The organism is Symbiopectobacterium purcellii, from assembly GCF_052050035.1.
In the GTDB taxonomy this organism is placed as follows: domain Bacteria; phylum Pseudomonadota; class Gammaproteobacteria; order Enterobacterales; family Enterobacteriaceae; genus Symbiopectobacterium; species Symbiopectobacterium purcellii_A.
On sequence record NZ_CP189882.1, the window covers coordinates 3,339,932 to 3,356,890 of the forward strand.

Genomic DNA, 16,959 nt, shown 5'->3' on the forward strand with positions numbered 1-16,959 from the left:
ATTATAAATCAATACTATGTGTTTTTTGAAACCACTGAAACTACTGAAACCACCACTTTTCGCCTATCTAAATAAATAAGTTTTTCAGTTGACATCTTCCCCGCCATGAAGAACGGAGCTTTATGAATCATTAGGTGAACGCTACACAACTGGTAAACCGTTTACCAAGAGTGACATCGTTAACCATCTCCCGCACCTTTTCATCACTCCTCCTGTTTTTTCCATCCAGATAAAGCGTCGGCGCGACTCGTCAATTTGATGGGTGTGACAGAATAAAACTTTATATTAACAGAGAATTGAGCGAACAGCTCGACAACCCAATTCGATTTAAATACCCATCAAACAGCATTTCGAACTACCTCAAATTCCTGGGTAGTTGCCCAATCGATTTAGGTACCACCAATTTCATCGTAACTCACTGATTATAGAGTGCAGGATCTGCACGCCTCCAGCACCGGGTTTTTTGTGCCATGTCCTCTCCAAAATGTTCACCCCGATCACTATGTCTTCGCCCTAAAGGACGGTGCTTTACGGCGCACTGGGTAAGAGAATGACCTCCCAAATTACCTCTATCCAACTGCTGTACGCTTCACGGAGACCTACAATATTTTTGTAGGTCGTTAGGTATGCCCAGCAGAATCCGCATAGCACGAGGGCTGAGGAGATTTTGTGCAGCCATGTGTGAGATTGGTAGGCATGAGCCCCCTGTGTGCATTCTCTCAGTGGCTGGCACATCGTCCATATTGTAGACCTGTAATATTTGATGGCTCTAATCGCCTCTTCCATGGCGCTTGGCGAAATCATAGGGGGATATGTAATGCTCTCGGTTGGCATCGAGATAATCCGCCCACCACTGCATCATTAGACGGCGCTCTTCTAGATGCTTGGTTGTATGGAGGTAGGCGGCCTTGACCCCGTTTCGCTCGATATGGCTCATCTGAAGCTCTATTACATCATCAGCCCATAAACCCGACTCACCCATAGCTCCTCTTGCCATAGTCCTAAATCCATGCCCACAAATCTCGGTTTTGGTATCATAGCCCATAACGCGAAGAGCTTTGTTAACAGTATTTTCACTCATAACACCGTTAATATCGTGGTCTCCAGGGAAAATATGTGCTTCATCACCTCGCTGTACTTCAAGTTGCTTTAATAATTCTATTGCCTGCTTGCTGAGCGGTACTAGGTGAGAGGATTTCATTTTCATTCCTCGTTCAGAATAACGAACTCGAGCAATAGGTTCGCGTTTGGCTGGTATTTCCCATAACGCATGCTCAAAGTCAATTTCTTTCCAACGAGCAAAACGTAACTCACTAGATCGTACAAAAGTTAATAGATTTAATTCTACGGCTATGCGAGTTATTTTTCGGCCTTTGTAACTAGTTAATCGTGCAAGGAATTGGGGTAACATGATGGGTGTTAATGCAGGATGATGAACACTTTTGGGAGGAATTAATGCTCCTGCCATATCCAGCGCCGGGTTCGTTTCAATTGTTTCATTTTGTACTGCATAACGCATGATTGACGTTATTCTTTGCTGGATACGTTGAGCTACTTCGTGTTTTCCATTCTCTTCCACAGCCCTCACTACTGCTAGGAGATGGCGAGTTTTTAGTTGACGTATATCATTTTTACCGATAATTGGAAATACATATTTCTCAAGACTATTAAGTATCAAGTTACGTGTCACGTTCTCCCATCGTCTGTTAGTGGAGTGCCACTTTCGAGCAATTGATTCAAAAGTAAACTCTCCATTATTCTCTGCCTGCTCCTTTTTTTGCACCTTCTTAGGATCCAACCCGTTCGCGAGAAGTTTTTTGGCCTCATCGCGTTTAGCTCTAGCTTCAGCCAAGGTGATCGTAGGATAAACCCCAAAGGCCAATTTATCCTCTTTTCGGTCATTAGGACGGTGATACTTCATGCGCCAGTACTTTGAACCTCGTGGTGTAATCTCCAAATACATTCCTCCCCCATCGGAGAGTTTGTAAGATTTTTCTTTTGCTTTAGCTGTTTGTACCTGTCTGGGATTTAGCTTCATATGGGGCTCTTTTAAACTCGAACCAGCGAGAGCCCCAAATAATGCCCCAAACCTAGAGACGATTGCAATAGACTTCCATTGACTCAAGTAGAGTAAATTGCTTTGTAATATAAGCTTTTTTAAGGAGTTTGTTGGCTTTGGTGAACTAAAGTAGACGAGATGATGGCGTCCCCAGCAGGAATCGAACCTGCAACTAGCCCTTAGGAGGGGCTCGTTATATCCATTTAACTATGGAGACTTCCGCGAGGACATTATACGCATTTTGACCGTAAGCATAAGCACATGAATGCGTGATTGATTAATATCCCGTCAATCGGTGGCAAAAAAGTGTGAAGAATGTCCGTGTGCAGGGTATTGGATCTGCATCTCTGCGTCTCTGCGTCTTAAAAACCCGTTTTTTGGCTTGCTAATTCAGTAACACACGAATTAATAAGCACTATTACGTTAGCTTTTCTCGATGAAGCGCAATAAAATGTTACACTACCAACGCCTGTTTCTTGTCCGAATGCGTTCTTCGCCATCAATGCATTGAGACGGATCGGGGGTATGCTATACGGTTGTAATGTGGGCGAAACGCAATTTTATCAGGGAGAATCACTATGAATAACCGTTTGAGTGGGGTGGTGCTGGCCAGTGTCATGCTGGTTGGGTGCGCCAGCTCTTCGGATAAAACAACCCAAGGGCGTTCCGACCCACTTGAGGGATTCAACCGCACCATGTTCAACTTTAACTACAATGTGCTGGACCCATATGTCGTCCTGCCAGTAGCTGTTGCCTGGCGTGACTATGTGCCGAAACCCGCGCGTAATGGGTTGAGTAACTTCCTCAGTAACCTGGAAGAACCCGCTGCGATGGCAAACTATTTTGTGTCGGGCGATCCCTATAAGGCCATGATCCACTTCAACCGCTTCTTCCTGAACACGCTGCTGGGGATGGGCGGGTTATTCGATCTTGCCTCGGTGGCGAATCCGAAGCTGGCAAAAGAAGAGCCGCGCAGATTCGGCACTACGCTTGGAAGCTACGGCGTGGGTTATGGTCCATATGTGGTATTGCCGGGCTATGGCAGTGCGACGCTGCGTGAAGACGGTGGCGGCATGGTTGATACGCTCTATCCGGTTCTGAGTTACCTGACGTTCTGGGCTTCCGCCGGTAAATGGGTTGTGGAAGGGGTGGAAACCCGAGCACAGCTGCGGGATTTGGATGGTCTGCTGAGAAATTCGTCCGATCCTTACCTGATGGTGCGGGAGGCCTATTTCCAACGGCATGATTTCCTGGCGCGGGGTGGCCGTCTGGCTCCACAAGAGAACCCGAACGCCGCTACCATCGAAGACTCTCTTCAGGAGATCGATGCGCCTGACCCGGTTCCCGCAGCACCTGCCAAATAGTTGTTTCTCAAGCATCACACGTAAAAAGGCTCCCGGTGGAGCCTTTTGCTTTATGCGCATTTATCCGAAATAAAACACTGCACTATTCCGAACCAGCACGGTGCTTTCACTACTTGTTAATCAATGATGATTGCATTGTTATTTTTTATTTAATTACAAAAATTTATTTTCACCGCCTTTGTAACAATAATGTTGTACGGATGTGCGATGTAATACGCATTTTACACGACGCCTGGCTGCCGTGTGGGAATGATGCACGTTCGGGATGGTTGGAGTAGCGATTTACCTGCAACAACAAAATTAGAATAAACAGAGGCATAGAAGTGGCTTTGTTGAATAAATCGAACTTTCAGGGGATCGCCGGATCAAAGCACTATCATCGCTCCCGATAGCAGCTCCCCATGGCAAAGCAAAAGTTTAAAATCACCAACTGGCCCACCTATAGCCAACCGACTTAAAAATGATTACATCCTATGCCGTGATATGCGGCAAAGAAGCATAGCTGGCTGTTATCAAAATAATGTCGCTTGGCTATACAACAAAGCACTCAGACAACGCGGCTCCCTGACGGTCTGGCTTGATGAGTCGGCCATCGCTGCATGGACTGACAGTGCTTCGCCTGAAGGTCGTGGTCGGCCGCTTTACTACACCGATATGGCTGTTACCACGGTTTTGATGATAAAGCGCGTGTTTAACCTGTCGCTCCGGGCATTACAGGGCTTTGTCGACTCGGTTTTTACACTGATGAGCCTGCCACTGCGCTGCCCGGACTACTCTCTGGTCAGTCGGCGGGCAAAAACCGTCAGTATCAGCATAAAAACGCCAACGCGTGGTGAAATCTCGCATCTGGTCATCGACAGTACCGGTCTGAAGGTCTTTGGCGAAGGTGAATGGAAAGTCAGGCAGCATGGGGCTGACAGACGAAGAGTGTGGCGCAAGCTTCATCTGGCAGCAGACAGTGCGACGCATGAGATTATCTGTGCCGACTTATCGCTCAGCGGAACGACAGATGCGCAGGCACTGCCGGGCCTGATTAACCAAACCCACCGAAAAATCAGGGAAGTGTCAGCAGACGGTGCTTATGACGCCCGTTACTGCCACGATGCGTTGCTAAGAAAGAAAATCAGGCCCCTTATCCCGCCGCGAAGCGGAGCCAAATACTGGCCGGACAAGTACCATGAACGTAACCATGCGGTGGCGAATCAGCGTCTGAGCGGGAGTAATGATATGTGGAAAAAGAAAGTGGGTTATCACCGGCGTTCAGTGGCAGAAACAGCGATGTTCCGCATAAAAACTTTGCTGGGTGGCCATCTGAGCCTGCGTGACTATGAGGCTCAAGTAGGTGAAGCCATAGCGATGGTCAAAGCGCTGAACCGTATGACGTTGTTGGGTATGCCACACAGCGTCAGGATAGGATAACAGGTGTAGCAGAGGGAGTCATCCTGTCGGCTAATTCTGATTTATTCAACAAAGCCGCGATCATCTGAAATGATAAATATAACTCGCATCGATAATGTTCATCTCGCCGGGACAGCATCCACCCCCCAGCGTTGATTTTTATTTCGACACACATAGGTTATCCCTTTCCTGCGAATCTTACCCAGAGAACGCCGCCGCGTTTTATAGCCAACCGACTTAAAAATGATTACATCCTATGCCCTGATATGCGGCAAAGAAGCATAGCTGGCTGTTATCAAAATAATGTCGCTTGGCTATATCAAAATAATGTCGCTTGGCTATACCGGCCGCTGATCGAGAAGGTGGAAGCCTATCTTGCCGAGCTATCGCACCGCGATGACGCGTCCGCAACCGAAATCGAAGTGCATATTTCGCTGAGCTATTTCAACAGTTCCAGCACCAAGATGCTTTTCAGCCTGCTCAATATCCTGCACCTGGCGGCGCAGGACGCGTTCACCATCGCTCTGCACTGGTATCACGATTGTGAGGATGATATCGCGCAAGAGTTTGGCGAAGAGTTGCATATCGACTTCCCCGCGTTGGATTTTCACAGCCATATCATGGAGTAATCATGAGCACCTTTGAGCTGTTCACCCCGGAATATGACATCCTGCTCGCCGCGCGCAACGTGGCGGCTCAGCCTGACCGCCCCGCGGAAGTCTACCGGGATAGCCTGCTGGCACTGACCGAGCACTATCATCGTCTGGTGCGTGAATCCCACCGGCTAATCTCACGCAGCGATCGGGCGGAGCGCGAATTGACGCGCTTAAACCATCAGCTCCATCAGTTGGCCGATGAACTGGCTTACAAAGCGACACACGATCCGCTCACGGACGTCTACAACCGTGGTGCCATTATCGACATCATCAGTACGGTGCTCACCCAACGCCAGGCGTCGCTGATTGTGTTGGATATCGACCACTTCAAGCGGGTGAACGACAACTTTGGTCACCCCACTGGCGATGCGGTGATCTGCGATTTGATTACCCGCGTGCGTCACGCATTGGGCGGTGTCGGCAGCATTGGGCGCGTGGGTGGGGAAGAGTTCACGATTTTGCTGGATAACGTTGCCCTGCAACAGGCCGTCCTGTATGCACAGCGCATTCATGCCTACCTGAACCGTTCAAACCTGGCCGCGTTGCCCGCGTATCCGGTGACAGCCAGCTTTGGCGTCAGTTGGGCCCCGGCAACTACGGGATTTGATACGCTGTACAACGCCGCCGATGCCGCGCTGTATAAAGCCAAACAGCAAGGGCGTAATCGTGTAATGTTTCGCTGAGTCGGTACCTACGTTCTCCAACGTAAAAAAAGGTAAAAATGGCGAGAAACGCCAGAGCGCATTAGCGCGGCGTTGAGTCACTTTTGCTACAGTGATGAGAGCCCGTGTTGGATGGGTTGCCAAAGGAGAGCGTATCGCCATGCCACGTCTTACTGCACAAGATTTCCAACCTGAACTGCTCGAACTGTATGACTACTACGCGCATGGGAAACTCACCAAGCGAGAGTTTCTGGAGCGCGCGGGTAAATATGCAGTGGGCGGCCTGACCGCCATGACCCTGCTGTCGCTACTTAGCCCCAACTACGCCCTGGCACAACAGGTCGAGTTCACGGACCCGGATATCCTCCCTGAATACATCACCTATCCGTCACCCAATGGGCACGGCAGCGTGCGCGGTTATCTGGTGAAACCCGCCAACCTGACCGGCCCAGTGCCTGCGGTGGTGGTGGTGCACGAAAACCGCGGCCTCAATCCCTATATCGAAGACGTTGCACGACGGCTGGCAAAAGCCGGTTTTATCGCGCTGGCCCCTGACGGGCTCAGCAGCGTCGGCGGTTATCCCGGCAATGACGAAAAAGGGCGGGAACTGCAACAGAAGGTCGATCCCACTAAGCTGATGAACGACTTTTTCGCCGCTATCGAATTTATGCTCAAGCACCCGGACAGCACCGGTAAAGTAGGCATCACTGGATTCTGCTACGGCGGCGGCGTCGCCAATGCGGCGGCAGTGGCCTACCCGGAGCTGGCAGCCGCGGTGCCTTTCTATGGCCGACAGCCTAAACCGGAAGACGTTGAGCGCATAAAGGCTCCGCTGCTGATCCACTACGCCGAACGCGATGAGCGTATTAACGAAGGGTGGCCCACCTACGAAAACGCGCTGATTGCCGGAAAAAAGGTGTATCAGGCGCACATTTACCCCAACACCAACCACGGCTTTCACAATGACTCCACCCCGCGCTATGACAAAGCGGCCGCCGATCTGGCCTGGGAACGCACCCTGGCATGGTTCCGGCGCTATCTGGTCTAGCATATGCTCAGGATAAACCATGGCCCCATTCCCACTCGAAACGCAACAAAGTGACCCACTTGCCAGAGTCGGATAAAATCACCGTTCTGGCCATACTGGAGAGCCTGTTGCATGCAGGGAAAACATCTGACTCAGAAATAACGGTTCTACATCGAAAAGCGGCGTGGTGAAGGTGTCAACCAAGCTATAGCCAAGCGACATTATTTTGATATAGCCAAGCGACATTATTTTGATAACAGCCAGCTATGCTTCTTTGCCGCATATCAGGGCATAGGATGTAATCATTTTTAAGTCGGTTGGCTATACTGCATGCGGATAATGGTGCGCCAATGAAGTCGCAGGTGCTGCAGGTCAAACTTGCAGAGCTGAAGATAACGCCGTCGCACAGCCGGCCGCGGGTGAGCAACGACAACGCACATGTTGAATCGCTGTTCAGGACGCTGAAATACGTGCCTGCCTGGCCTGATAAGGGCTTCGCAACGCTGGAAGATGCGCGCGGCTGGGTGGAAACCTTCGTCGGCTGGTATAGCCAACCGACTTAAAAATGATTACATCCTATGCCCTGATATGCGGCAAAGAAGCATAGCTGGCTGTTATCAAAATAATGTCGCTTGGCTATACAACGAAGAACATCGCCACAGCGGCATCCGCTACGTCACACCGGGTCAGCGGCACAGGGGTGAAGATCATGAACTGCTGGCGCAGCGTAAATCGGTATATGAAGCAGCAAAAATGCAGACCCCGCATCGCTGGTCCGGGCCAACGCGCAACTGGAGCCGACAGGATGAAGTCTGGCTAAATCCGGAGCGGGAAACGCTGGCTGCATGAGTTAACTGAGGCGACAACTACCTTGACACGCGCCGTGGCTCTCACCAACAAACAGATCCATCTCTATATGAAAGGGGTTCTACGCCGGAACCGCCGAAAATTCCGTCATGCAATTTTTTAGTGATCTTTCGGCACTTCGATCACACCATCAGCAATCCCCTGGGCCAGTCGCTCCATCCATTTCGCAAAGCGAAAATAGCCTGGATATTGCAGGTAAATGTAGTCCATCTGCACCTTTGATGTGCTGTCCATCACCTGCTTAAAGGCCTCCATGTAGTCATAACAGCCCTGCAATAATTGAGCATCACCATCCTCTGTCAGGGGAAACTGGCTGGTGTAATCATGAACTATTTTCGCTAATTGTCGCTGTTCTACCGTCAGGTCGATCATTTTTATCCTCGCATTTGTAGCCCGCTCTTTATAGCCAAGCGACATTATTTTGATAACAGCCAGCTATGCTTCTTTGCCGCATATCAGGGCATAGGATGTAATCATTTTTAAGTCGGTTGGCTATAATGAAGCTTTTTTTCGACTATGTTATAGCTAAACGACTTAATTTTGATTACATTATTTAAATGAGCTATTCAATTGATTTTAGACGTAAAGTGATATCTACACGGAAAAACGAAGGGTTGAGTATCCGAGAAACAGCGAAGCAATTTCGGATTGGCCCTGCCTCTGTATCGCGTTGGATTAATCAAATAGAGTCAAAAGCATCGACCACGCGTCAGCGAAAGATCGATAAATCCGAGTTGATAAAAGATGTTGAACAATATCCAGATGCTTACCAAAAAGAACGTGCAGAGCGTTTTGGCGTTTGTCAGAAGGCCATTTGGCAAGCGCTTAAAAAGCTGGGATTGACCTATAAAAAAAACTCTACGTCATCCGAAAGCCGACGAAAACGCCCGGCAGGGATTTCAACAAAAAAAACAACAGTATGAAAAAGAAGGTAAACCTATTGTTTTTATTGATGAAAGTGGTTTTTCACACGATACCCCACGGACTCACGGCTATTCCCCAAAAGGTCAACGGTGTTTTGGCCTGAAGAACTGGGGAGCTAGGGGAAGAACAAATGTTATCGGCGCTTTATTAGGCACAACGCTGTTTGCTATCGGATTATTTGATATCAATATTAACAGCGATGTTTTCTATGCCTGGGTCACACAAGTCCTTATCCCAGTACTCCCTAAAAACAGTGTAATCATGATGGACAATGCCACTTTTCACAAAAAACATAATATTCAACAAGTCATCATCGATGCAGGGTATATGGTGGAGTATTTGCCTACATATTCGCCAGATCTTAACCCAATTGAGCATAAATGGACACAAGCAAAAAGCAAAAAAAGAGAGATGGGTTGCGATACAGAGAGTTTGTTCTCAGTCCATATGGTGTAATCAAAATTAAGTCGCTTGGCTATACGTCATCCGAAAGCCGACGAAAACGCCCGGCAGGGATTTCAACAAAAAAAACAACAGTATGAAAAAGAAGGCAAACCTATTGTTTTTATTGATGAAAGTGGTTTTTCACACGATGCCCCACGGACTCACGGCTATTCCCCAAAAGGTCAACGGTGTTTTGGCCTGAAGAACTGGGGAGCTAGGGGAAGAACAAATGTTATCGGCGCTTTATTAGGCACAACGCTGTTTGCTATCGGATTATTTGATATCAATATTAACAGCGATGTTTTCTATGCCTGGGTCACACAAGTCCTTATCCCAGTACTCCCTAAAAACAGTGTAATCATGATGGACAATGCCACTTTTCACAAAAAACATAATATTCAACAAGTCATCATCGATGCAGGGTATATGGTGGAGTATTTGCCTACATATTCGCCAGATCTTAACCCAATTGAGCATAAATGGGCACAAGCAAAAAGCAAAAAAAGAGAGATGGGTTGCGATACAGAGAGTTTGTTCTCAGTCCATATGGTGTAATCAAAATTAAGTCGCTTGGCTATATGTTCATTAATGAAGTGAACCTGCATCAGATGTTTTGCGATATCGACGCCAACAGGGGTATATTTCATGTCGTGGATCCTCCAGTTATCAGGGAGCTTTATGCATCCCGTGTTGGGCACAATGATGCCGGAAGTCTGCGAGGATCCACACCTTACCTGCCGAACCCTTCGCTGCTCTCAAATGTGTGGGATGCGTTCATCTCATTCTCCCTCAGGCTACCTGCTGCGCAGTATCAAGCGGTTTACTGACCGACTTAAGTATCTGTTCTTTTGGACCATCAGCAATAACGCGCCCGTTGTCGACGACGATCAGCCTGTCAACCAGCTTGAGCAGGGCAGGGCGGTGTGTCACCAATACCAAAGTGCGTCCTTCCAGCCAGCTTTTCATCTGGCGAATGACCTGTTCTTCCAGTTGTTCATCCATCGAAGCCGTGGGCTCATCCATCAGCACGATCTGCGGATTGCGCAGGATAAGACGGCTTAGCAGCACCATCTGGCGCTGTCCACCGGACAGGCCGCGTCCGCCTTCCTGAATTATGCGCTCAAGGCTGGAAGCATCCTGCTGCACCAGGCTGAGCGCACCGCTGATATGCAATGCTGCCAGTAATTCCTGCTCGCTGGCGTGGGGGTTGCCCAGCATCAGGTTTTGCCTGAGGCTGCCAAAAAACAGCCGAGAGTCCTGAGAAAGAAAACCGACCTGGCGGCGCATGTCTGCCGGATCCATGTGCGCCATGTCGACGCCGTCCAGTGTTACTTTGCCGCGCGTGGCGGTCGCTTGCCCGGCGAGCAGTTTTAGCAGGGTGGATTTTCCGGTGCCGACCTTGCCCAATATCGCCACGCGTTCGGCAGGTTTGATATCCAGCGTGTTGATAAACAGCGCATTATTTCCCTTTTCCGGATCGTAGCTGTACTGCGCCTGCGTCACCTGGTAGTGGCCTTGCAGCACCGGGCAGTGGGCGATTTCTTGCGCCTCAGGCCGGTCGAGTGGTTTTTGCAGCAGTTCATCGAGTCCGGTGAGGGCGTTTTTGGCGTGCTGCCAGCGCGAGAATACCATGGTCAATTGCATCAGCGGGGCGATGGTACGTGATGACAATAGGCTACACGCCACCAGCGTACCGGTGGTGATGTCTCCGGCCAACACCAGATAGCTACCGAACACCAACATGCCCGCATAGGTGAGCTGTTGGACCGTCGACGCCCATCCGGTCAGACGTGCGCCCCACAGGCGCTGCTTCATGCCGACCGAGGCGCTCACCTCGTGAGTTTGCTCCCACTGCCGCTGGAAATAGGGCTCTGCCTGAAGTGCCTTGATGTCTTCGACGCCCTCAATCGATTCCACCAGCACCGCGTTGCGCAGCGCACTCTCGCGCATGCCGTCTTTAGCCAGTTTCGCCATCGGCCATTGCAGCAAGATACCGGGAATGACAATCAGTGGGATTGCCAGCATGGGGATAAACACCAGCGGGCCGCCGACAAATGACATCAGCACCAGAAACAGCAGCACAAAAGGCAAATCTGCCGCCGCGCCCACGGTGGTCGAGGTCAGTAATTCACGGACCTGATCGATTTCTCGCAGCTGAGAAATAAAGGAGCCGGTAGATTTGGGGCGCGCTTCGTTTTTGATAGCCAATGCGCGGGCGAACAGCATGCCGGAAACGCTCAAGTCGATCTGTTTGCCCATCAAATCGGAGATCACGGTGCGGGATAAACGAATCGCGTATTCAATGGCGGCAGCCAGCAGCACGCCACCAAACAGCACCCACAGCGTGGGCATCGACTGTGAGGGGATAACGCGGTCGTAAACTTGCATCGAAAACATAATGCCCGCCAGTGCCAGCACATTGCCGATGATAGAGGCCAGCGCCACTTCACCAATCTGCCGTTTGGCATGGGCAAAGTGCTGCCAGAACCAGTGCTTACGGTAGGGTTTGACGAAATCATCGATGCGGGCATCGTGGCCACGCTCGGCAATGCCTGTCAGTACTAGCGTGTCCTGGATCTGTGATTGCAGCGTCTCTTTGTCGATTTTGCGTTGTAAATCGCCGCCATCGCTGCGCCAGTGCACCAAATTCTGGTCTTCATCGATGGCTTCGATGACCAGTACGCTGCCGTCATGAGCGGTGGCCAGCACCGGAAGTATACCGGGGCTCCAGCGCAAGCGATCCCAGCGGCACAGGCTGGTGTGTAGGCCCATCAGGCGTGCGATCTGTTCCAGCTTGCGCGGCAGCGGCAGTTGTTCATGCCAGCGCATCTGCTGTGCAAAGGTGCGCACATCAATCAAATGTCCATAATGCGCGGCTGTTCTTGCCAGTGCGGCGATCCATATTTCTGTGGTAGCAGACGCTGTCATGCACTCTCCTGTAAGTAAACGCGTGGTTATCAGCCACTTTTTACGCCGTTACTTTCGCGGGCGTTACAGCGATGGCAGCCGATCGCCATTGGCCTTGTCTCGTTCTATGCCGAGCATATCCAGCAGATTATCGACGGCAGCCGCGAAGTTGACCGTTGCATCCCAGCCGTCAAACTGCGCTGTTGCACGGGCGTTGTCAGCCTGAAGTACGTCCTGCTCGACGCTGAGCAAATCGTTAAGGCTACAAGCGTGTTGCTTAATAGTGAAATAAGGGTGTTTCGGTGATTGAAGTAAATTTTACGCTGTTCTGAGATGGAAATTCCAAAGACCGGCGCTAAGGAGTAAGAAGGTATCATCAATAAAGGGTCTACGATTCCGTAAAATTTGGGTCATGCAACCGAGGCGCTTGATACCCGCGATGGCGTGTTCAACTGTAATACGGATGCCCGAGATTATTTTATTTTCTTGTTTTTGTTCAGGCGATAAAGGTCTTTTTCGAGTTCCTTTTTTTGGGATTTGTGTATTAGGATGCTGTTTATCTATACCTTGAAAACCGGTATCTGCCCAGATGGTTACCTCAGGAGGAATATGGCGAATTATATCGACTTTATCGAGTAAGCGTTTATCGTGACGGCGCCCATTTTTGCTCATGGGGATAAATCCAATTTGCCTTGTTTCGTCAGTCATAATAAGCCCTTTTCGAGTGGTCTGTCTTTTCTTTCCCGAATACATTTTTTTTCGCCGACGCAGATTCTTAGGCTTTTGGACAGGTCGCTCTGTCCCATCAATAAAGACGTCTTTAACTCCAGGAAAGGCGCGAAAAAATTCCTCAGCAGAGCGAATTTGACGAGCGGGCAAAACACATTCTCGCCCCAAGGTCATCTCTAAAACCGGCAATAATATTTTTACCCAGCGACATACCCGTGTTCTATCTAAACCAAAAAGAAGCCCTTGCAAATCATAGGTCGGATAACATTTTAAATACAATAAAATAAAAAGCAGTTTATCTAATGGGGTTGGGATAAATCCTTTCTGCCCTGCACCCATCTGCCGCTCGTGATCTTTTCGATTCTTTTTCCGATAAATCAAATAACAAGCTGAAAATTCAGCGGCTAAATTTTTCAATTCTTCGACTGATAATCCAATGATTGCTTTACATAAACGATTATCTCGTAACAACCGCTCTTTGTTGATCATTTCAAACCTTTATTCTCTAAGTTAAACCTCTTTTTATTCTCAATAGCCTGACAAAAAATGCAAGTCTCTATTCAGCAACTAGTTTATTGTTTGGCAGAGGCTTGTGACGGCGTTCCCGGGCAAGAGTGTCCGCCCTTCTACAGCAGTAGACACCATTGAAAGTAGGGTCGGTATTGCGTCTGAGTTCCCTGCTGATGGTCGAGCGAGGCAGAGCAAGCTCTCTGGCGATGGTAGCTTGGTTGACACCTTCACCACGCCGCTTTTCGATGTAGAACCGTTCTTTCTGAGTCAGATGTTTTCCCTGCATGCAACAGGCTCTCCAGTATGGCCAGAACGGTGATTTTATCCGACTCTGGCAAGTGGATCACTTTGTTGCGTTTCGAGTGGGAATGGGGCAGCGATAACGCAGGGGTCGGTTCCCAGATGCGATAAAGAGGTGGCTCAGCAGACAAACGCGCAACACTGCTCTGCCATCGCTGAATTCAGAGAGAAACCTAAAGTTCGCTACACCAGTGATGCTCACTGGCAAGAATGGCTGAAAGGAATAACATGTAGATGGAAGTAATGATGGTTTTGTTTTGTATTTTCTTCATGATAATTCTGTATTACCCGCCACAAATAATGCGATTTGTCCACATTCCTCGGAATTAAAAGAATATTACGCTGGTGTATTTGTAGCATGCCTTATAGGGGAAAGCAAACCAGCACTCGGTTTGACTGTGCGTCATTGTATGTTGATTTAGCGAGCGGCGCAGATCGATTCTGCACCGCCGCAGTGACCGAACGGGCTATATGCACATCAGGCTTATTGCAATAGGCGTTAAGCGTCTAACGGCATCCGTAGCAGGGGATCTGGCTGTTGTTCGGCAAAGTAACGATGAATGTGATGCAGGATGTCACTCTGGCCAGGGAAGGGAAGCATCTGGCTCGCTTCCTCAAACGTTGCCCAATGGAATTCGCTGTGCTCAGAGTTAAGCACAATGTCGGCGTCGGCAGCGACATAAGCCACAAACACCGGCACCAGCGTCAGGCCATCGTTATCCGCTTCGTAAAACTGCTCACAGTGATCCGCTGAGTAGAGGTCGGTTAACTGTAATCCCGTCTCTTCTTTCGCTTCACGTCGCGCCGTTTGCCAGGCGCTCTCCCCGGCTTCAATACCACCGGCTATCTGGCACCACTGTCCCGGCTGGGTATGACCGTTGCGTCGTAGCAACAGGACTTGATAACCGGCCTGTACTGGGCGCAGTACATAAAGCGCGATAGAAAAGCAGCGCACCGGAATTTCATGTCGCATAACGCACTCTCTTCCCTGTGTGGTTTAGCGCTGCGCTTCGCCGCCCAATGCCTCGACCAGATTGGTCGTTAGCGCTGAAAGCTCGCTGGTCATCAGAATGAAATCGGCATCAAAGCGTTGAGCCACATCGTCCCTGTCGATATCGTCGTTCTGCTCACGCAGCGTATCGGCAAACTTCAGACGTTTTAGCGTGCCATCTTCTGCCAGTATCAGTTGGATGCGTTCCTGCCAGTCGAGGGCCAGTTTAGTCACCACTTTACCTTTTTCGATATGCACGGCAATTTCATCGCTCACCAGGTCTTGCTTCTTACAGCGAATCACCCCGCCGTCTTCCAGAGTCGCTTTCAATTCGGCTTCGTCTTGCAGGGTGAAACCGGCTGGCACATCGCCAGAGCGCACCCATTCGGTCAGCATGAGTTCAATCGGGTTTTCCAGTGCCAGGGGCACTACGGGCAGGGAGCCCAGGGTTTTGCGCAACAGCGCCAGCGTATCTTCGGCTTTCTTGGCGCTGGCGGCATCGACCATAATCAACTGGTTAACGGTATCAATCCATAGCCACACCTGGCTGAAACGGCTAAAGGCGCGCGGCAGCAGGGTGTGGAGCACTTCATCCTTAAGGGTGTCTTTTTCGGTTTTTTTCAGTTTGCGGTGCTGCTCGGCTTCCAGCCTGTCGATTTTGGCCTGGAGCGCCTGCTTGATCACTGGAGATGGCAGCATCTTTTCTTCTTTGCGTGCGCAGAGCAGCAACTGGCCGTTAACGCTGTGAGTCAGTGCGTCACTGTGAGCGCCCATCGGGGATACCCAACCGGTGCGAGAGAGATCCTGGCTTCCGCAGGGGGTAAAGGCGAATTCACTCAACTGCTTTTCTAACGCATCAGTGGAAAGGGTGATATCGCGGTTCAGGCGATAAATAATAACATTTTTAAACCACAGCATGGTGTTATCCCTGGCGGTGCGTGCGTGACACGCGGATGAAAAGGGTAGGGATGCATCATAGCGGATTTGGCGCACGAGTGCAGCGCGTAATGGTGGATTCGGTATACACTAAAATAAAGTTACTTTGTGCCAGGTGCGTGAAAACTGTGATATTTATTCATGCATTATGGGAGTTTTCTGAGGAGGCGGTGTGCGTATTGGAATTGATTTGGGTGGCACCAAAACGGAAGTCATTGCTTTGGGAGAGCACGGTGAAACGCTGTTCCGCCATCGTCTGCCGACCCCCCGTGATGACTATCAGGGAACGCTACACACCATTGCTACGTTGGTCAACGAGGCCGAAAAGGCAACCGGCATGACCGGAAGCGTCGGGGTGGGGATTCCAGGCACCCTGTCGCCGTTGTCCCACCACGTCAAAAACGCCAATTCGGTGTGGTTGAACGACCAGCCGTTGGATAACGATCTCTCCGCGCTGTTATAGCCAACCGACTTAAAAATGATTACATCCTATGCCCTGATATGCGGCAAAGAAGCATAGCTGGCTGTTATCAAAATAATGTCGCTTGGCTATACAGCGTCCGGTGCGCCTCGCCAATGACGCCAACTGTCTGGCGGTATCTGAAGCGTTGTACGGTGCCGGAGCCGGACTCGATGTGGTGTTTGCCATTATTATCGGTACCGGCTGTGGTGCGGGCATTGCGCTCAACGGACGTGCTCATGCTGGCCGCAACGGCATCGCTGGCGAATGGGGGCATAACCCCTTGCCCTGGCATGATGACCAAGAACGCCAGTTTGCGCAGGCTGTACCTTGCTACTGTGGTCAACGCGGGTGCATTGAAACCTTTATTTCCGGCACGTGTTTCGCTGCCGACTATCACCATGTCACCGGCCATGCCTGCAACGGGGAAACCATTGTCTCATTGGCGCGTCAAGGGGATAGCGCCGCAGAACAGGCGCTGCAACGCTATGAGCGACGCCTGGCCAAATCCATCGCGCATGTGATTAATTTAGTGGATCCGGACGTGGTGGTGTTGGGCGACGGAATGAGCAATGTCACGCGTTTTTATCAGACGCTGCCAACGCTGGTAACCCCGTGGATCTTCGGTCAGGAGTGCACCACGCCGATTCGTCAGGCCACCCACGGTGATTCCAGCGGTGTGCGCGGTGCCTCCTGGCTGTGGCCGGCGGCATAACGCGTTTACG

General features: G+C 50.2%; 18 protein-coding genes, 1 tRNA gene and 4 pseudogenes. 13 read left to right on the forward strand and 10 right to left on the reverse strand.

Annotated elements, in window-relative coordinates; translation table 11 throughout:
* Positions 1–769 precede the first annotated feature (769 nt).
* Together ACQGXV_RS23030 and ACQGXV_RS23035 are read right to left on the reverse strand one after the other, a co-directional pair.
* Positions 770–2,038, reverse strand: coding sequence for a tyrosine-type recombinase/integrase (locus ACQGXV_RS23030; RefSeq protein ID WP_440867563.1), 1,269 nt, complete (start codon positions 2,036–2,038; stop codon positions 770–772).
* Between the two features lie 163 nt (positions 2,039–2,201).
* Positions 2,202–2,276, reverse strand: a tRNA-Arg gene (locus ACQGXV_RS23035).
* A gap of 361 nt (positions 2,277–2,637) precedes the next feature.
* Here ACQGXV_RS23035 and mlaA point away from each other — a divergent pair.
* The 6 genes and pseudogenes from mlaA (at position 2,638) to yghX (ending at position 7,187) form a co-directional block, all read left to right on the forward strand.
* Positions 2,638–3,423, forward strand: a complete 786-nt coding sequence (gene mlaA, locus ACQGXV_RS23040) for a phospholipid-binding lipoprotein MlaA (RefSeq protein WP_440863264.1) — start codon at positions 2,638–2,640, stop codon at positions 3,421–3,423.
* Between the two features lie 401 nt (positions 3,424–3,824).
* Positions 3,825–4,842 (forward strand): annotated as a pseudogene (locus ACQGXV_RS23045) (IS5 family transposase).
* Between the two features lie 94 nt (positions 4,843–4,936).
* Positions 4,937–5,062 carry a SiaC family regulatory phosphoprotein gene (locus ACQGXV_RS23050; protein ID WP_440863265.1) on the forward strand — a complete coding sequence of 42 codons (126 nt, stop codon included), beginning with the start codon at positions 4,937–4,939 and terminating at the stop codon, positions 5,060–5,062.
* 25 nt (positions 5,063–5,087) lie between these two features.
* The gene (locus ACQGXV_RS23055) at positions 5,088–5,450 is read left to right on the forward strand and encodes a DUF1987 domain-containing protein (protein WP_440867417.1); all 363 of its coding nucleotides are present in this window, start codon (positions 5,088–5,090) and stop codon (positions 5,448–5,450) included.
* A gap of 2 nt (positions 5,451–5,452) precedes the next feature.
* Entirely contained in the window at positions 5,453–6,160 is a 708-nt protein-coding gene (locus ACQGXV_RS23060; RefSeq protein WP_440863266.1) for a GGDEF domain-containing protein, read from the forward strand.
* Positions 6,161–6,299: 139 nt separating this feature from the next.
* Positions 6,300–7,187: a YghX family hydrolase gene (yghX, locus tag ACQGXV_RS23065; protein ID WP_440863267.1), complete on the forward strand. Its 888-nt coding sequence runs from the start codon at positions 6,300–6,302 to the stop codon at positions 7,185–7,187.
* A 184-nt stretch (positions 7,188–7,371) separates the two neighbouring features.
* On the opposite strand, the gene ACQGXV_RS23070 is transcribed toward yghX, so the two are convergent.
* The gene (locus ACQGXV_RS23070; protein WP_440863268.1) at positions 7,372–7,542 is read right to left on the reverse strand and encodes a hypothetical protein; all 171 of its coding nucleotides are present in this window, start codon (positions 7,540–7,542) and stop codon (positions 7,372–7,374) included.
* Between ACQGXV_RS23070 and ACQGXV_RS23075 the strand changes: the two are divergent.
* A pseudogene (locus ACQGXV_RS23075) lies at positions 7,490–8,015 on the forward strand (integrase core domain-containing protein); the annotation flags it as partial. The gene ACQGXV_RS23070 and the pseudogene ACQGXV_RS23075 overlap by 53 nt on opposite strands.
* Positions 8,016–8,132: 117 nt before the next feature.
* Here ACQGXV_RS23075 and ACQGXV_RS23080 read toward each other — a convergent pair.
* A complete protein-coding gene (locus tag ACQGXV_RS23080) occupies positions 8,133–8,405 on the reverse strand; it encodes an arylsulfatase regulator (protein ID WP_440862616.1) in 273 nt (90 codons plus the stop codon).
* Here ACQGXV_RS23080 and ACQGXV_RS23085 point away from each other — a divergent pair.
* The 5 genes from ACQGXV_RS23085 to ACQGXV_RS23105 all read left to right on the forward strand — a co-directional run bounded on the left by ACQGXV_RS23085 (position 8,376) and on the right by ACQGXV_RS23105 (position 10,228).
* Positions 8,376–8,516: a hypothetical protein gene (locus tag ACQGXV_RS23085; protein ID WP_440863269.1), complete on the forward strand. Its 141-nt coding sequence runs from the start codon at positions 8,376–8,378 to the stop codon at positions 8,514–8,516. The genes ACQGXV_RS23080 and ACQGXV_RS23085 overlap by 30 nt on opposite strands.
* A gap of 74 nt (positions 8,517–8,590) precedes the next feature.
* The gene (locus tag ACQGXV_RS23090; RefSeq protein ID WP_440862584.1) at positions 8,591–8,956 is read left to right on the forward strand and encodes an IS630 transposase-related protein; all 366 of its coding nucleotides are present in this window, start codon (positions 8,591–8,593) and stop codon (positions 8,954–8,956) included.
* Positions 8,880–9,413: an IS630 family transposase gene (locus tag ACQGXV_RS23095; RefSeq protein WP_440867564.1), complete on the forward strand. Its 534-nt coding sequence runs from the start codon at positions 8,880–8,882 to the stop codon at positions 9,411–9,413. Before ACQGXV_RS23090 ends, ACQGXV_RS23095 begins: the two co-directional genes overlap by 77 nt.
* 15 nt (positions 9,414–9,428) lie before the next feature.
* Positions 9,429–9,956: an IS630 family transposase gene (locus ACQGXV_RS23100; protein ID WP_440863270.1), complete on the forward strand. Its 528-nt coding sequence runs from the start codon at positions 9,429–9,431 to the stop codon at positions 9,954–9,956.
* Positions 9,917–10,228, forward strand: a complete 312-nt coding sequence (locus ACQGXV_RS23105; protein ID WP_440867833.1) for a hypothetical protein — start codon at positions 9,917–9,919, stop codon at positions 10,226–10,228. Before ACQGXV_RS23100 ends, ACQGXV_RS23105 begins: the two co-directional genes overlap by 40 nt.
* On the opposite strand, the gene ACQGXV_RS23110 is transcribed toward ACQGXV_RS23105, so the two are convergent.
* The 6 genes and pseudogenes from ACQGXV_RS23110 to rdgC all read right to left on the reverse strand — a co-directional run bounded on the left by ACQGXV_RS23110 (position 10,191) and on the right by rdgC (position 15,756).
* A complete protein-coding gene (locus ACQGXV_RS23110; RefSeq protein ID WP_440863271.1) occupies positions 10,191–12,329 on the reverse strand; it encodes a type I secretion system permease/ATPase in 2,139 nt (712 codons plus the stop codon). The two genes, ACQGXV_RS23105 and ACQGXV_RS23110, sit on opposite strands and share 38 nt — an antisense overlap.
* A 63-nt stretch (positions 12,330–12,392) precedes the next feature.
* Positions 12,393–12,572 (reverse strand): annotated as a pseudogene (locus ACQGXV_RS23115) (TolC family outer membrane protein); the annotation flags it as partial.
* A 54-nt stretch (positions 12,573–12,626) separates the two neighbouring features.
* On the reverse strand, positions 12,627–13,526 hold the full coding sequence (locus ACQGXV_RS23120) for a transposase family protein (protein WP_440862939.1): 900 nt from the start codon (positions 13,524–13,526) through the stop codon (positions 12,627–12,629).
* A 67-nt stretch (positions 13,527–13,593) separates the two neighbouring features.
* Positions 13,594–13,833 carry a helix-turn-helix domain-containing protein gene (locus ACQGXV_RS23125; RefSeq protein WP_440863000.1) on the reverse strand — a complete coding sequence of 80 codons (240 nt, stop codon included), beginning with the start codon at positions 13,831–13,833 and terminating at the stop codon, positions 13,594–13,596.
* Between the two features lie 513 nt (positions 13,834–14,346).
* Positions 14,347–14,820 carry an NUDIX hydrolase gene (locus tag ACQGXV_RS23130; protein ID WP_440863272.1) on the reverse strand — a complete coding sequence of 158 codons (474 nt, stop codon included), beginning with the start codon at positions 14,818–14,820 and terminating at the stop codon, positions 14,347–14,349.
* A gap of 24 nt (positions 14,821–14,844) precedes the next feature.
* Positions 14,845–15,756, reverse strand: coding sequence for a recombination-associated protein RdgC (gene rdgC, locus ACQGXV_RS23135; RefSeq protein WP_440863273.1), 912 nt, complete (start codon positions 15,754–15,756; stop codon positions 14,845–14,847).
* Between the two features lie 190 nt (positions 15,757–15,946).
* Between rdgC and ACQGXV_RS23140 the strand changes: the two are divergent.
* Positions 15,947–16,949, forward strand: a pseudogene (locus ACQGXV_RS23140) (fructokinase).
* The last annotated feature ends 10 nt before the right edge of the window (positions 16,950–16,959 follow it).